Source organism: Moraxella catarrhalis (genome assembly GCF_001656295.1).
Lineage (GTDB): Bacteria > Pseudomonadota > Gammaproteobacteria > Pseudomonadales > Moraxellaceae > Moraxella > Moraxella veridica.
In genome coordinates, this window is the sequence record NZ_LXHE01000014.1 from 37989 (window position 1) to 54097 (window position 16109).

The following is a 16109-nucleotide window of genomic DNA, read 5'->3' on the forward strand; positions in this document are numbered from 1 at the left end:
CTATTTTGGCATAAAAACCATCAAATTACCATCACCATGATTGAGTTTGATGATATGAAAATGCATAGCATCATCTTGCTTTAGCTAAGCGCCTGAATGATGGCAGATTTTAGCTGATTTAACGCATCATCATTCAAAGATACGCCATGCAAACCACTTAAATAAAAGATATCTTCCGCTCGCTCGCCCAAAGTGGTAATGCGTGCGCCATGTACTTGAATATTTAGCTCGCTAAATACTGCACCGACTTTGGCAAGTAATGATGGTCGATCTTTGGTGATCAGGTGCATTTTATGATGCCCTTGGTGTGCCAATGATGTCGCTTCTGAAAAGTAGACTTGGGTCGGTACGATAAAATGTTTAAGCTTACCATCCACTTCAAAAACTCTCGAAGGTACTGGCACGCCACCAGTTTTGAGACCTTGTTCAAGCCCTGATATCATCTGATTGGTGCGTTCAGGGCTTAATAATAATGGTATACTACTGTCCGTTGGCAACAATCGATCAATAATGACATAAGAGTCCACTGCTGTACTCGTGCCGTCAATATCGGCTGATAAAATTGTCGCATCAAGTACCGATAGACCCAACTGATCCAAAATACAAACCGTCGTGGCAAATAAATTATCCTGATCAGGTGCACAAATCAACAGCTGCATCCCTCGCAAGGACACATCGCTATGCTCTCGGATGGCGATGATTGGCTTGCCTTGTTTTAGCCGATGTTCTGCCGCCAAGATTTCGGCTGATTGCCAAGCAATATCTCTATGCTTTTGCTTTAAAAAATACTCTTCCCCAAAACCATCCCACAGGGCTTTTAGTCGGTGATTATCCACCATTGGCAATAAGTCTTGTGCTTTATTTTTTCTATCATCAATCACACGATCTTTGTCAACAACATGGACGCCCAAACTGTGTACTTGGTGGACGCTGGTGTACAGCTGCTTAAGCAGTGTCGCTCGCCAAGTATTCCAAAGTTGGCCGTTGGTCGCATTCATATCCGCCACAGTCAAGACATACAAATGATTTAGCCGAGTGATGGAACTGGTAAATTCGGCAAATTTAGCAATAACCTCAGGATCGCTGATGTCTTGCTTTTGGGCAATCAGCGACATCGTCAAATGCTCTAATACCAACCACCGCACAAGCTTACTGTCTGTCTCACTCATGCCATGAGTCAAACAAAATTCGTAAGCATCAGCCGCCCCAAGCTTAGAATGATCGCCCCCTCGACCTTTGGCGATATCATGGAAAATCGCTGCAATGACCAAAATGTCCTTGCGGGTAATTCTTTGATAAATCTCAGCTACCAGCCCGTATTTATCTTGATTATTAAGACGATCATCACCAAAGCGATGCAGAATACGCACCAATAATAAGGTATGTGCATCCACCGTGTAGCGGTGAAACAAATCATACTGCATCAGCCCCATAATTTTACCGAAGGCGGGTAGATAATTACCCAAGACCCCAAAACGCTTCATCAGACGCAAGCGATGAAACAGATAATTTAACTCTTGTAAATTGGCTAAAAATAATTGGCGATGTACAGGATTTTTGCGGTATTCTTCATCAATCAAATCACTTGAAGCGTAAATTGCCCGCAGTGTACTTGCTGCGATCTGACGAATACCCTTCTGACCCATGACCAAAAAAATTTTTAATAAATTGGCTGGATCTGCCGAAAAAGCATCTGGGCGACGGATAGCAATTTTAGCAGGTCTAGATTGATGGTCAGAGCCAGACTGTATCAAATAAAATGTCTCATCAATATCAATCAGGCGTGCAGCAGCTGACAAATAATTTTCATAAAAATATTTGCACAACACCTCTGAAAACGCTGCAATTTTCATGGCATGCTGATAATACACACGCATCATTATCTCTAGAGCTTGTGTGACATCTTGATGAGTGGTATCTAAAGTGCGTGTATAATAGCCAAATCGCTCAGCGATGGCTTTTTGATAATCAAATAACAATCGATCTTCGCCACGACCCGCCAGTGTATGCAGATGATGGCGAATGCACCATAGATATCGCTGACCTGCCTGCAAGATGGTACATTCGTTTTCGTTGATAAAATCAGTGGTTGCAAGCACTTTGATATCTGAGCTACCAAAATAAAATCGCCCAAGCCATCCAATCATGTGGATATCTCTAAGCCCGCCAGGTGCGTTTTTGATGTTTGGTTCAAGATTATATTCTGTCGCATTATGTGCCAAATAGCGTGCTTTTGATTCTGCCATTTTGGCATCATAAAAAGACCCTATATCCCAAACCTCTTTAACCGCCTGAATTGGTTGCCAAGATAAATCTTCATTACCTGCCAAAACTCTTGCCTCAAGCATGGCAGAAGCAATGGTTTGGTCACTGACGGCAACACGCAGCTCATCGACACTTCGCACCGAAAAAGCAGGCGTGATACCAATATCCCAAAGCATCGCCACAAAAGATTCAATCGGCTTGGTGGCTTTGCCAATCTCATCACCAATCAATAAAATATCCACATCTGAAGCTGGCAAAAGCTCGCTACGACCATAGCCGCCCACCGCAAATAACGCAAAATCTTTAGGAAATTGATAAAAATCAAACAACTGCCTTAAGATGATATCAATGGCAAGTGTACGCACTTTGAGCAGATTGGCGATATGATGAACCGCATGCATGCCATAAGCGACGACTTGATCATCAATGGCTTGATTTAATTTCTTAAGATAGGCTTGAATCAGCTCGCTGCTTATGAATGTATCTTGAATGGTTGGCGGCAACGCAATATTTAGGTGGCAGGTTTTGGCTAAGTGCTTAAATTTTTGGGCGGTAGAATTTGGCATGATAAATCCAGCGTATCAAATATCCGTCATCCTAGCACAAACCCATCATTACTCACAAGAAAAATCAAGGCAGCCCCAAGCTGCCTTAATAAAGATGAATAGACCATAAATGATTGTAATCAACTGCTTAAAAAGCTTAAATCCTCATCAGGGCGTGCTGTTGTTACAAGGCAGCCATTATCTGTGACAATCAATGTGTGTTCCCATTGAGCAGATAGCTTACGGTCTTTGGTGATAGCCGTCCAACCATCTTTCATGATTTTGGTCTGCCACACGCCTTGATTAATCATCGGCTCAATGGTAAATGCCATGCCTGTTTTAAGTTCAATGCCTGTACCCGCCTTGCCATAATGTAAAACTTGGGGCTCGGCATGGAAGGTCTGACCGATGCCATGCCCACAAAACTCACGCACAATGCTAAAACGCTCAGGCTCAACCACCGCTTGAATAGCAGCACCAATATCACCCAAATGAGCACCATTTTTAACCACTTTCATGCCTGCATACAACGCTTCTTGTGCCACTCGGCAAATGCGCTCAGCCATGACCGAACCTTGACCGACGATCCACATCTTAGAAGTATCGCCATAGTAGCCATCTTTAATGACCGTAATATCAATATTAATGATATCACCTTCTTTTAACAAACGCTCGTGATCAGGGATACCGTGGCAGACCACATGATTGATTGAAGTACAGATCGACTTGGGGAAACCGTTATAATTCAGTGGGGCAGGAATAGCACCGTGATCAAGAATATATTGGTGTGCGATGTCATCAAGAGCGCCAGTGCTGACGCCAACTTTGACGTGCTCATCTAGCATCACCAAGACATCAGCAGCCAGTTTGCCGGCAATTTTCATTTTCTCAATGGCAGCATCATCTAAAATCGGGATATTTTTATTCATCATAGTTAGCTTTAGTATCTTAATGGGTTCGTCATCTATTTTACCGCAAAAGTCATTTGGATGCCATCTTTGGTATGATCAGCTATGGCTGCGCCAATGAAAAAACCCAGTCGCACAATCAGACTGGGCTTAGAATCAGATGTCAGGATCAGTCAAGCAAATCATGCTCACGCGCTGCTTGCAAAATCACACTTGAGCGGTTGCCCGTACGGCAAAAAATATGAAGCGGACGCTGACTTTGATTATAAAAATCTGCAAACTCTTGCACATGATGCATCTCAAGCATCCCGCCTGAAAATGGAATCTGGCGATACTCAATGCCATGCTCTTTGGCAGCCTTGGCGATCTCGTCCGATAAAGGCTGATTGGGTTCTTCGTTATCTGGACGGTTGTTTACCAGCGTTTTATAGCCTTGATCTGCCAACGCTTTGACATCATCGGGGGTGATTTGACCTGAAATGGTGATCGGCTCGCTCATAATTTTTCCTTAAAATTTTAACCAAATTTAATATTAGCTTACTCTGATTTGGATGATTTGGCAAATCATTTCACTGTTTACGCCATAGGATCGAGCAGGTGCGGATGACCCATGAGTCAAATGCCAAAAATCCTGTTTGATTGTCTTAAAAATATGCTAAAATTTGGGGGATATTATTATCATTACAAATCACTTTTTGTAAATTTAGCAAGTCTCGCTGCCCATCTGTCAGCGGGATGACAAGCCACAGGATAGGGATTAGCCATGCCATTACTATTTTTAAAACAGCGTCTAGCCAACATCATCCCAACCAAAGCACCTGATACCAATCCCCAAACATCAAGCCTGGATAGCAACTATCCACATTTATTTGAGCCGCTGGATTTGGGCTTTACCACACTCAAAAATCGTGTTGTGATGGGTTCGATGCATACAGGCCTTGAAGACAGATTTTATAATTATGGCAAGCTGGCTACTTATTTTGAAGCTCGAGCCAAAGGCGGCGTGGGACTCATCATCACTGGCGGAATCGCGCCCAACCGTGAAGGATGGCTGACGCCTGTGGGCGGCACGCTCAATCGCTTGGGCGATGTGTTACATCATGCGCGCGTGACCCGAGCGGTGCATAAGCATGGCGCTAAGATTTTATTACAAATTCTACATTCAGGACGCTATGGGTATCATCCTTTTGTGGTGGCACCAAGCCCGATCAAATCGCCCATTTCACTGTTTAAGCCGCGGCAAATGAGCCAAAACAACATCCGATCAACCATCGCTGATTATGCCCATACCGCCAAACTTGCCAAGAAAGCAGGCTATGATGGCGTTGAAATCATGGGTTCTGAAGGGTATTTGATCAATCAATTCTTATCCGCACGCACCAATAAACGCAAAGATGAGTACGGTGGCAGCTTAGAAAATCGCATGAGATTTGCTGTCGAAGTGGTCCGTGCAGTGCGTAAAGCAGCAGGCGTGGATTTTATCATCACTTTTCGCCTATCGATGATCGAGCTGGTCGAAGATGGCGCGACCATGCAAGATGTGATCGCACTTGCCCAAGCCCTAGAGTCGGCAGGTGTGAGTATCATTAATACTGGCATCGGCTGGCATGAAGCGCGCATTCCCACCATCGTCACAAGCGTACCTAGAGCTGCGTTTACGCGCTACACCGCCGCCGTCAAACACGCCGTCAGCATCCCAGTGATTGCCGCCAATCGCATCAACATGCCTGAGACTGCCGAAGAGATTTTATCGAGCGGTCAGGCAGATTTGGTGCAGATGGCGCGTCCTTTTTTGGCGGACAGCGACTGGGTGAATAAAGCTGCAAGCAATCAAGCACATCTGATCAACACCTGCATTGGCTGTAATCAAGCGTGTTTAGATCACACCTTTGCCAATCAGCGCGCCTCTTGTTTGGTCAATCCTTTGGCGTGCTTTGAAAGCGAAATCAGCGTCAAGCCCACCAAAAAGCCCAAGAAAATCATCGTCGTTGGTGCAGGGGTAGCAGGTCTGTCAGCGGCTGTAACTGCCGCCAGTCGTGGGCATGAAGTGACAATCTATGAGCAGCGCGCGCACATCGGCGGTCAGTTTAATATGGCTAAAGTGATCCCAGGCAAAGAAGAGTTCTTTGAGACGATCCGATATTTCCGCGAACAAATCAAGCACCTAAATATCACTGTACACCTAAACACTGCGGTAGATAAAACCATGCTCGATCAACAAGCGGCAGACCATGTGATTATTGCTACAGGTGTGGTTCCACGCATGCTGCCTACACTTGAAGGTGCAAATTTGCCACAAGTGATCAGCTATAGCGAGCTTTTGACCGGTCAAAAAGTTGCAGGCGAACGTGTAGCAGTGCTTGGCGCAGGCGGTATTGGCTTTGATGTGGCTGAATTTTTGACGCATGGCAGCAGTGTATCTGATGCTGTCAATGATGCAACTTATAAGCCCAAAGCAATGGATGCCGATGCATTTTTTACACATTGGGGCGTGGATAAGCAGGCGCATTATCAGCCCAAAGGTGCGCTGGTTGAGCCCAATTACGCCAGCCCTGCGCGTCAAGTGTATCTGCTGCAGCGCAGTGAAGGTAAGCTAGGTAAAACATTAAATAAAACCACCGGATGGGTGCACAAAGCCGCCATCAAACAAGCCGGCGTTATTCAGATTGCAGGCGCTAATTATGATAAAGTCACCGACGAAGGCTTGTGGGTCACTATTGATGGCAAATCCCAACTTCTGCGCGTCGATACGGTTGTGCTGTGCGTCGGTCAAGAATCCGTCAATGACTTGATGCCAAAGCTTGGCGACACGCCCAAGGCAGACTATCAGGTGATTGGTGGTGCCAAATCTTCTGCTCGACTCGATGCCAAGCGAGCCATTCGAGAAGGTTTTGAGCTGGCTGTAAGATTATAAAATCCTTATCTTTCAATCATTTAACATATTAAAATCTCCCAAAGCTTTATAGCTTGGGAGATTTTATCAGGCAGCATGTCAGCGTGATTATTTGAATTTAATTATCGATAGCTTAAGGCTTCTGCCACATGCGCTGTTTTGATGTGCTCGCTGGCGGCTAAATCTGCAATGGTACGCGCGACGCGCAAGATGCGGTGGTAACTGCGAGCAGACAAGTTGAGCTTGGATTGAGCCATCTTGAGCATTTGCTGTTCTTTTTGACCCAATATAGCGACTTGATCAAGTTCACTGGCTGTCAGCTCATAATTGGCTTTGCCTTGACGAGCCACTGCCATATCACGTGCTGCCACAACTCTTTGACGGACCTCATCTGATGACTCACCCTTTGGCGCGCTTTGTAAATCCTCGATGGGCAAAGCAGGTACGGTAATGTGTAAATCGATGCGATCTAGCAAAGGTCCTGACAGTTTATCTTGATATTTTTTAATTTGCTCAGGTCGGCAGCGGCAGCGGTTCGTGGTGTCGCCGTGATACCCACAAGGGCAAGGGTTCATGGCAGCGATCAGCTGAAAATCAGCAGGAAATGATACCTGGGCATTAGCGCGAGAGATGGTAATCTGCTTGGACTCGATGGGCTGGCGCAAGGTTTCGAGTGTTTTACGATCAAATTCTGGAATCTCATCAAGGAAAATCGCGCCTTTGTGGGCTAGGCTAATCTCACCAGGTTTGGGTTTTGAGCCGCCACCAACCAAAGCGGTCGCAGAGATGGTGTGGTGGATGGCACGAAAAGGTCGCTCGCCAAAGGCATACTCCGCGCCTGCAATCGAGTAGATGCTCGCCACCTCTAAGGCTTCTGCCTCGGTCAGGGGCGGCAAAATACTGGGCAGGCGCGATGCCATCAGAGTCTTGCCTGATCCAGGTGACCCTGTAAATAGTATCGAGTGACCGCCAGCCGCTGCAATCTCAAGCGCTCGGCGTGCGTGATGCTGCCCTTTGACATCTGCCAAATCATACGCGTACTGCGTCACTTGGGGCTGATGTGGCAAAGTCGCTGTCGGCAAGATATCCGCTTGATTTTGGCTGATGCCGCTCACCACATCCAAATGACGACAAACCGCCGCCAGATGATCGGCAGCAAGCACCGTCATATCGCCCACCTTCACCGCTTCACAGGCGTTCATACTTGGCATAATCAGCGTGCGAGATTTGTCATCATGACGGGCAGACTTAATGGCGCGAGCAATAGCAAGTGCGCCAGAAACAGGTCTAAGCTCGCCATTGAGCGCAAGCTCTCCCACAAATTCAAAATCTGCCAAGACCTTATCATCAATCTGACCGCTGGCCGCCAAAATACCCATCGCAATCGGCAGATCCAGCCTCGCCCCATCCTTTGGCAGATCGGCAGGCGCAAGATTGATCGTCAAGCGGCGATTGGGAAATTCATATCCTGAGTTAATCAGTGCTGAGCGTACCCGATCTTTACTCTCGCGTACCGAAGCTTCAGGCAACCCGACGATGGTTAAGGCTGGCAACCCTTGGGAGAGATGAACTTCAACAAATACTTGCGGCGCCTGCAATCCAACAACCGAACGCGTAAAAACTTTGGCAAATGACATAAAAATAAGCGCTTAATAATAAAAGAATAAGCCCAAAAGCCGCCGATCAGTGCGGCTTTTGGGAGGAAAAATGCATACTGCCAAACTCAGTCAGGCGCAACCGTCACCAACACTCGAATGCTGTCAGGCACAAGCGATAAATTATCAAGCGCCTGCAAACCTTGAGCTTTGAGCTTTTCAAGTGCTAAAATCTCATCATCGCGGACATTAGGATTGATCGCCTGAAGGCGAACCAATCGCCCAATTTCTTTGTTCATATAATCGCCAAAAGCAGTTTTGGCTTGGGCGCTGATTTGATCAAGCTGCGCGCCTGCAATGCGTTTGGCATCTTGGGTTCTGGCGTCGATGACGGCTGCACGCGCCTTGGCAACTTGGCGAGCGCGCCCCTTATCCAAGCGGTCAATGAGTGGTAGAATTTTTTCACTGGTGGCGACTTGACTTAGATCATCACCTCGTTCACTCAAAAATACGCGCAAGCTTTGCTTGGGCAAATAAGCCGATAAATTCAATGACTTGGCGGAGATCGCCTCAATACGAAACTGATTTTCGATCATCAGCATCCCTTTTGGTAGCGCCGCTGATTTGAGCAGCCCAACTTGCGTATTACCAAAAGTACCTGTCAAAATCATCTCAAGGATGGCTTGGATCAGTGGATGCTCATAGGTCATATAATGCATGTCCTCACGAGCAAGCGCCTGCTGTCGGCTGAAGGTCAAAGTCATGCCATCTTCATCCAAAGGCAGGCTTTCGATGCCTTCCACATCAACTTCAGAGGCATCAATCGGATGGATAATCCATGAGCCATCACGCTGCACACTATAATCCATGCCCACCGCCGTCAAATAACGATCCAAAAACAGTGGCAGCAATTTGTTATCATCAAGCTCACGCATGGCGACCTCAATGCGCGCTGCGACATTCGGGCGGCATGAGTTGTACTCAAGCAATCTGTCACGACCTGCTTGTAGCGCTTCTTCTAGCTCTTGGCGATAGACAGACGCTTGAGCGATGAGTGTGGCTAAATTTTCACGATTTTGGGGCGTGTCAGCACCTTCAAGCAGCGGCTTTAGCTCTGCGATAAAAGCGTCTTGGACAGATTGAGCCGTTGGGCTGATTTGATTAAAGATATTCAGTGCGCCATCATACCAATTATACAGACGCTCTTGGGCAGTACCCATCACAAAAGGCACATGAAGCTGAATCTGTGCAATCTGACCGATACGATCAAGGCGACCAATGCGCTGCTCAAGCGTATCAGGATTGGCAGGTAAATCAAATAATACCAAATCTTGAGCAAACTGAAAATTACGCCCCTCCGAGCCAATCTCAGAACATAATAGAATCTGTGCACCAGCATCATCAGCAAAATATGCCGCCGCTTGGTCACGCTCAAGTAAACTCATCTGCTCTGTAAAAATTGCCGTCTTGATGCCTGCATGTAACCGAAGCACTGCCTCCAAGCTTTCAATGGTAGCGCCGCTGCGAGCGATGAGTAATACTTTTTTATGCTTAAGCTCATGGCGTAGTAAATCAATCAGCCAAGCCACTTTAGGGTCATGCTCAAGCCATGCACCATCTGGATATTGCTCCTCACCCCACAACTGCTCACGCAATTTGCCTTGGGTGTAGTGTGTATTTTGCCATGCCGTTGGCAAAGGCAGCGGATAAGGGATACTGGTTCGCCCAAAAAACCCTTGAACGCTATCACGCGTATTACGAAATAAAATACGCCCTGTGCCATGACGATCCAAAAGCTCATTAATCACATGCGTGCGCAGGCGTTCATTGGCATTAATATCAGCCAACTCCACTTCTTCAAAGCCCAAAAGTCCTGCTACTGCACGGATTTGCTTGGCACTCAAATCCTGACCATCAATCAACAAAGACGCCACCATCGCCACATCTTCAAAGGCATCTTGAGCGGCAATAAAATCATCCAAATCATCAAAACGGTGCGGATCAAGCAGGCGCAGACGCGCAAAATGACTCTCTACACCCAACTGCTCAGGTGTCGCGGTCAATAGCAGCACACCTGCGATACTGGCAGCAAAATCAGCGACCAAGTCATACTTATCATTACCGCCTTGTTCGGCGTCCCAATGCAGGTGATGCGCCTCATCGACCACAAGTAAATCAAACCCCGCTGCATATGCTTGCTCATACAAATCATGATGGTCAAGCAATAAATCAATGCCTGCGATGATAAATTGCTCGGTCAAAAAGACATTTTGATCAGGATTATGCTCTTTGATGGCGGCGGTGCGCACCAAATCAAATAACGCAAAATCTAAGTTAAAGCGGCGCTTAAGCTCAATCATCCATTGATATTGCAAGCTGTCAGGCACAAGCACAAGCACACGATTCACCTTGCCTGTCAAGATTTGCTGATGTATAATCAGACCTGCCTCAATGGTCTTACCCAGCCCCACCTCATCTGCCAGTAGTACGCGGGGTGAAAGCCGCTTACCCACCTCATGGGCGATATACAACTGATGGGCAATGATATCAACTCTAGCTCCAATTAGCCCACGCAGTGGATGACGCGCAAGCATCGCCTGAATACGCAGTGCATCTTGGCGCAGCTCATACCAATCCGCTCCTTCAATACGTCCCGCCAGCAGACGCTCAAGTGGTTTTGATAAAGTAATATTTGCCGCAAGCCGTGTCTCCATCAAGCTTTTGCCACATGCCAAATGATAACGCATCACCCCTGAAATCTCTTCACAGCGTGCCACTTGATACAAGTTACCCTCTTGGTCGGTAATATCATCACCCACCGAAAACACCACTCGTGACAGCAGTGCAGATGCCTTGGCATAGACGCGTGTTTCTTCGCTTTGGGGAAATAAGATATGGACACAGCGGTCATCAACATCAATCACCACACCAAGCCCTAGGCTTGATTCACTGTCGGATAAATAACGCTGGCCGATGGCAAAATTATCGCTCATAAAATACTCAGTTAATGTGTTGTTTTCAAAATTGCTTGCTTTTTGGCAAACTTACTATTTTACTTGAAATAAGCAGAATTTACATTAATTTTCTTTATGGCTCTTTTGGGCAATATTTTCAAGATTTAAAAAGCATGACACATGATATAATTACGCATGATATGATTAAAAATCAACACATGAATAAAATCAATCAACGGAGATGACACATGAAAGCTGTTTTTTTGGATGCTGGCACATTCTCTAAGCAAGCGTGCCTACCCACGCCCAAAGGTGTGACAGAATATCAAACCTATTCACAAACCCCACAAGATGACGAGATTATCATTCAGCGTTGCTGCGATGCTCAGATTGTGATTACTAATAAAGTGGTCATCACACGCAATATTTTAAAAGCCCTGCCAAAGCTTAGGCTGATTCAGCTGACTGCCACTGGTATGGATAATGTGGATAAACAAGCCTGCCAAGACTTGGGCATAACACTTAAAAATGTCGCAGGCTATTCGGTCAATAGCGTACCTGAACACACCTTGATGATGATGCTTGCGATTATGCGTGGTGCCAAATACTATCATCAGCGTGCAACCGATGGCACTTGGCAGGCAGATGGGCGATTTTGTTTATTAAATGAGCCGCTGTTTGATTTGTATGGACAAACCTTAGGCATCATCGGTGCAGGCAATATTGGGCGGCGTGTGGGCGAATTGGCAAAAGCTTTTGGCATGCATGTTTTATACGCCGAACATCAAGGCAAAACCCCGCGTAGTTCAGAATATACCGATTTTGAAACTGTGCTAAACAGTAGCAATGTCATCAGTTTACATTGCCCATTAACTGACGCTACCAAGCACCTAATCAATACCGACACGCTCGCCAAAATGCACAAAAAACCACTCATTATCAATGTCGCTCGTGGCGGCGTAGTATGCGGAGCGAACATTGTTGATGCACTCATCAATGATCACATCTTAGGTTATGCATCCGATGTGTTTGAGTCTGAACCATTTGCCAAAAATGACCCGCTGCTTGGTATCGCTGATCATCCACGCGTACTGTTTACACCGCATAACGCTTGGGGCAGTCTTGCTGCTCAAGAAAAACTTTGGGAAATTTTAGCCAATCAAATCACCGATTTTATCAACAATCATTCAACCCACACGCCCTAAATTATCTGATCGCATTAAAAAAGCCTTTCGAGTTATCGAAAGGCTTTTAAAAATGGTGGCGAGAGGCAGGATCGAACTGCCGACACACGGATTTTCAATCCGTTGCTCTACCGACTGAGCTATCACGCCAAAGTGGGCGTATTAAACCAAAAAAAGCGGCAGTGGTCAAGTGTTTTTCATTAAAATGACAGATTTTTCTTAAAAATAGGGAATTTTTATCAAATTTTCAGATTTTTTAGGCAATTTCTCCACCAAAATCATACCAAAATTTAACAATTTAAGGTATGATAAAGCACTTATCGGTCGCCCATTTATCATAAAATATCTAAATTTATCATGTCTAACGATTTCATATTTGATTTTAGCACGCCTCACACCACTGCCTTCATCCAAAATGCCAAGCATCTTGATCAGGTGCGTCAGTGGCAAACCGAACACCTGCCCAAGTTATTAGACTTGATTCTAACGCAGGCAAGCCTGCCTGAGCCACTGAACGCAGCCTGCCGCTATGCGATGAGTAATGGTGGCAAGCGTGTGCGTCCGCTCTTGGCATTATCGACTTTTTTGATGCTCATTCAAACAGGCGATCATAAAAATCATAAAAATAATTTGACCAAAAAATTACAAATGGTATGTCGCGCCATGATGGCAGTTGAGCTGATTCACAGCTATTCTTTGATTCATGATGATTTGCCTTGTATGGATGATGATGCGCTGCGCCGCGGGCAGCCGACTTGTCATATTGTGTATGGTGAAGATATCGCCCTACTTGCAGGCGATGCGCTTCAGTCCATCGCTTTTGAGGTGCTGTCTGAATATTATGAAGAGGCACCTGCCGATGAAGCTGTGGCATACAGGCTCACTCAAATCTTAAGCACTCGCGCTCGGCGCATGGTATCAGGGCAAATGCTTGATATCAAAGGGGAGAATCAAATACTTACCCAAGATGAGCTAGAAGCCATCCATCGTGACAAAACAGGCGCGCTCATCGAAGCATCAGTGATGATGGGTGCGATTTGTGCAGGCGCCGCACAAACAGCAGCTTTAAGTGATCTTAAGCTCTATGCTCGCACGATTGGGCTGGCGTTTCAGGTGCAAGATGATGTGCTGGATATCACCGCCGATACGATAACTTTAGGCAAGCCAGCTGGCAGTGATGAAAAACTTGAAAAATCCACTTATGTCAAATTACTGGGTGTAGACGGTGCTCAAGATTACGCCAATGAGCTGTTTGAGGAAGCCAGAGCACAGGTTAAGATTAAGCATTGGGGCAATAACAACCTACTGCTTCAAATCACAGATTGGCTCCAAACAAGAAAATTTTGATGCGTTATTGCAACAGCCCAAATCAGCCGCTTAGGCGGAGCTATTGCTAAGCGTCAAAAGCTTATGCATGGCAGCAGGTAACGGTAAATCATGGGGCACATCTGTCCATAAATAGTCGATGCCCAAAGCAGTAAGCGTTTGATTAATTTGGTTAAATTGACTATGATTAAGACACAGTGACATTTCATAAAGGTGCCAATGAACATGCGTGAGCGTATGGCGTAAATAGACTGTTGAGGTTTGGGTGGGCATGGGCAAAATCTCAATGAGCTGGCTGTGCGCCAAATCATGCGCTTTATCATCGCTTTGCCACGCCTTGAAAATGGCATGACTTAAGGTTTTGTTATCAAGCTTTTGATTATCATCCAAAGGCAACATAAAAATCGGTAAACTCCAAAGCCCATCCCAAATACCGCCACCGTTTTGGCGGTGTAGCCATAAAGTCAGCCCACAATGTGTCAAGGATAATGCAATACTGTGCCGATGCGGCTTGGGTGGTGCTTTTTTCTTGACAGGCATTTTGCTTTGTGCGCCCAGCGCATAAGCGATACAGTCGTCCGACACAGGGCATAGATCGCATTTGGGCTGGGTACGCGTACAAATCGTTGCACCCAAATCCATCATCGCTTGGGCATAGTGTCCGCTGTACTCTTTTGGGGTGAGAGCAGTGGCAATCTCCCAAAGGTGCTTATCGGTCACACTTTTTGTAATATCACCCAAAATCCCACGATGGCGTGTCAAAACACGCTTGACATTACCATCACAGATGACGCCGAACTTCTTGACGCCCATCGCAACGATTGCGCCAGCTGTCGATCGCCCTACCCCTTTGATCGTTTGCCATTCATCGACCGTTTCAGGAAATCTACCGTGAGTCTCAATGAAATCAGCCACCTGCTGCGCGCCTGCGTGCAGATTCCTTGCCCGAGCATAATAGCCAAGTCCTGCCCAAAAAGATGCTACTTCTTGCCAATCTGCTACAGCAAGCTCTTGGACTGTTGTAAATCGTGCCAAAAACGGCTCAAAAAATTTCAGCACTGTCACAACTTGTGTTTGCTGTAGCATAATTTCAGATACCCACACAGCATAAATATCCGCCGATGACTGATGATGGTATTGCCAAGGCAGTCCATGGCGACCATGCCGCTCAAACCATGACAGTAGCCGCTTAGCAAAGTGATGCTGCTGCTCATCAGATGGATAAACGCCCTGCTCGCTCATCTGAGCTGCCGCACAAGCGCCTGTCGTTTTGGTTGTTGTCATATCAAAAAGCTGTTAAAATCTAAAAACGCCATTATAAAAACCTTATCAATGAATTACAATGACTATATCTACCCAAAAGTCATGACACACCAATGCTATGATCCATTTTAAATGCCCAAAGCGTCTGTCGGCTTGGCTACTGATTACTATAATCAGTACGACAAGTTCTGCTCATGCCAACGACAGCACCATCAGTTCAGCAGAACAGCTGACAAATCACATTACCACGACCATTAAGCAAACGATCGTCAAAAGCACAGACAACGACCGCTTATATCAAGATCCCAATCAGCAAGCTCATGACGATAAGATCTTCAGCGTGCGTTCATTTGATACAAGCTTTAGCGACTGTCAGGATCAGTTTGCCAATCGACAAGCGCCAACCCTGATCGGTGAGCAAGGCAAACGACTGTCCGCCATGGCACGCGCTTTATGCTTTGAAGGATTCGCCACCCTACATTCAGGTATCGCACGCACGCCGCTATGGTCAGCATCTCATCTGACCAAGTCGCGCATCAATCAAGCCAGAACCTTAGCGCGTGTTGATAGCTTTCGGGCAGAACCTAGGCTGCCTGCCGATGAGCGTGCTGAGCTGTCTGACTATCGACGCTCAGGCTATGATCGTGGTCATATCGCCCCAAATGGTGATATGGCAACCACCGAATCCCAGTATGACAGCTTTAGCCTAGCCAATATCGCACCCCAAAATGGCGAACACAATCGCCATCTGTGGCGTCATATCGAAACACAGACTCGTCAACTGGCAATCGAGTATGGGGAAGTTTATGTTGTGACGGGCGTTGCTTTTTTGGGTAAGACTTCTGAGCGTATTGGCGGACGAGTGCTTGTACCCAGTCATTTTTTTAAGGCGGTATATATTCCAAGCTTATCGGCGGCTGGTGTCTATTTTTCTTCAAATGATAGTAGTGAAAATTATCAAATCATCAGTCTAGACGAGCTGACCCGCCTGACGGGTATCAATGCCATGCCATCACTACCTACTAAAATTCGCCAAACTGCCTACGATTTACCCAGACCTAGTAGCAATAAAAACCCAGAACAAAAGGTACTTGATCATCAGCCAAGCAGCTGGTTTGATTTGGTCATCAGTGCCATGCGTTATGTCTTTGAAACACTAAACCGTGCCTGATAAAA

10 protein-coding genes and 1 tRNA gene are annotated in these 16109 nt (G+C 46.2%); 4 read left to right on the forward strand and 7 right to left on the reverse strand.

Annotated features, from left to right (window positions below; genetic code table 11):
• Window positions 1–80: 80 nt before the first annotated feature.
• The 3 genes from glnD to AO382_RS06250 form a co-directional block, all read right to left on the reverse strand.
• Window positions 81–2831, reverse strand: coding sequence for a [protein-PII] uridylyltransferase (glnD, locus tag AO382_RS06240; protein WP_064619137.1), 2751 nt, complete (start codon window positions 2829–2831; stop codon window positions 81–83).
• A gap of 119 nt (window positions 2832–2950) precedes the next feature.
• Window positions 2951–3739 carry a type I methionyl aminopeptidase gene (gene map, locus AO382_RS06245; RefSeq protein ID WP_064619139.1) on the reverse strand — a complete coding sequence of 263 codons (789 nt, stop codon included), beginning with the start codon at window positions 3737–3739 and terminating at the stop codon, window positions 2951–2953.
• Window positions 3740–3887: 148 nt separating this feature from the next.
• Complete coding sequence (locus tag AO382_RS06250; RefSeq protein ID WP_064619142.1) at window positions 3888–4217, reverse strand: TIGR01244 family sulfur transferase; 330 nt, start codon at window positions 4215–4217, stop codon at window positions 3888–3890.
• Between the two features lie 264 nt (window positions 4218–4481).
• On the opposite strand from AO382_RS06250, the gene AO382_RS06255 reads away from it, so the two are divergent.
• Window positions 4482–6632, forward strand: a complete 2151-nt coding sequence (locus AO382_RS06255) for an NADPH-dependent 2,4-dienoyl-CoA reductase (RefSeq protein ID WP_064619145.1) — start codon at window positions 4482–4484, stop codon at window positions 6630–6632.
• A 101-nt stretch (window positions 6633–6733) separates the two neighbouring features.
• Here the strand turns inward: AO382_RS06255 and AO382_RS06260 are convergent, their stop codons facing one another.
• Window positions 6734–8248, reverse strand: coding sequence for a YifB family Mg chelatase-like AAA ATPase (locus tag AO382_RS06260; RefSeq protein ID WP_064619147.1), 1515 nt, complete (start codon window positions 8246–8248; stop codon window positions 6734–6736).
• Between the two features lie 86 nt (window positions 8249–8334).
• Window positions 8335–11199, reverse strand: coding sequence for an RNA polymerase-associated protein RapA (rapA, locus tag AO382_RS06265; protein WP_064619150.1), 2865 nt, complete (start codon window positions 11197–11199; stop codon window positions 8335–8337).
• A gap of 209 nt (window positions 11200–11408) precedes the next feature.
• On the opposite strand from rapA, the gene AO382_RS06275 reads away from it, so the two are divergent.
• Entirely contained in the window at window positions 11409–12365 is a 957-nt protein-coding gene (locus AO382_RS06275) for a D-2-hydroxyacid dehydrogenase (RefSeq protein WP_064619153.1), read from the forward strand.
• A 53-nt stretch (window positions 12366–12418) separates the two neighbouring features.
• Here AO382_RS06275 and AO382_RS06280 read toward each other — a convergent pair.
• Window positions 12419–12494 (reverse strand) — tRNA-Phe (locus AO382_RS06280).
• Window positions 12495–12701: 207 nt separating this feature from the next.
• Here AO382_RS06280 and AO382_RS06285 point away from each other — a divergent pair.
• The gene (locus AO382_RS06285; protein WP_064619155.1) at window positions 12702–13691 is read left to right on the forward strand and encodes a polyprenyl synthetase family protein; all 990 of its coding nucleotides are present in this window, start codon (window positions 12702–12704) and stop codon (window positions 13689–13691) included.
• A gap of 30 nt (window positions 13692–13721) precedes the next feature.
• Here AO382_RS06285 and mutY read toward each other — a convergent pair whose 3' ends face one another.
• Complete coding sequence (gene mutY / locus AO382_RS06290; protein ID WP_064619158.1) at window positions 13722–14954, reverse strand: A/G-specific adenine glycosylase; 1233 nt, start codon at window positions 14952–14954, stop codon at window positions 13722–13724.
• Between the two features lie 97 nt (window positions 14955–15051).
• Between mutY and AO382_RS06295 the strand changes: the two genes are divergently transcribed.
• A complete protein-coding gene (locus AO382_RS06295; protein WP_064619161.1) occupies window positions 15052–16104 on the forward strand; it encodes a DNA/RNA non-specific endonuclease in 1053 nt (350 codons plus the stop codon).
• Window positions 16105–16109 lie beyond the last annotated feature (5 nt).

Excerpts from the sequence above, each read along its gene's own strand:
- glnD (WP_064619137.1), bottom strand. The coding sequence starts at position 2,831 with ATGCCAAATTCTACCGCCCAAAAATTTAAGCACTTAGCCAAAACCTGC.
- map (WP_064619139.1), bottom strand. The coding sequence starts at position 3,739 with ATGAATAAAAATATCCCGATTTTAGATGATGCTGCCATTGAGAAAATG.
- AO382_RS06250 (WP_064619142.1), bottom strand. The coding sequence starts at position 4,217 with ATGAGCGAGCCGATCACCATTTCAGGTCAAATCACCCCCGATGATGTC.
- AO382_RS06255 (WP_064619145.1), top strand. The coding sequence starts at position 4,482 with ATGCCATTACTATTTTTAAAACAGCGTCTAGCCAACATCATCCCAACC.
- AO382_RS06260 (WP_064619147.1), bottom strand. The coding sequence starts at position 8,248 with ATGTCATTTGCCAAAGTTTTTACGCGTTCGGTTGTTGGATTGCAGGCG.
- rapA (WP_064619150.1), bottom strand. The coding sequence starts at position 11,199 with ATGAGCGATAATTTTGCCATCGGCCAGCGTTATTTATCCGACAGTGAA.
- AO382_RS06275 (WP_064619153.1), top strand. The coding sequence starts at position 11,409 with ATGAAAGCTGTTTTTTTGGATGCTGGCACATTCTCTAAGCAAGCGTGC.
- AO382_RS06285 (WP_064619155.1), top strand. The coding sequence starts at position 12,702 with ATGTCTAACGATTTCATATTTGATTTTAGCACGCCTCACACCACTGCC.
- mutY (WP_064619158.1), bottom strand. The coding sequence starts at position 14,954 with ATGACAACAACCAAAACGACAGGCGCTTGTGCGGCAGCTCAGATGAGC.
- AO382_RS06295 (WP_064619161.1), top strand. The coding sequence starts at position 15,052 with ATGATCCATTTTAAATGCCCAAAGCGTCTGTCGGCTTGGCTACTGATT.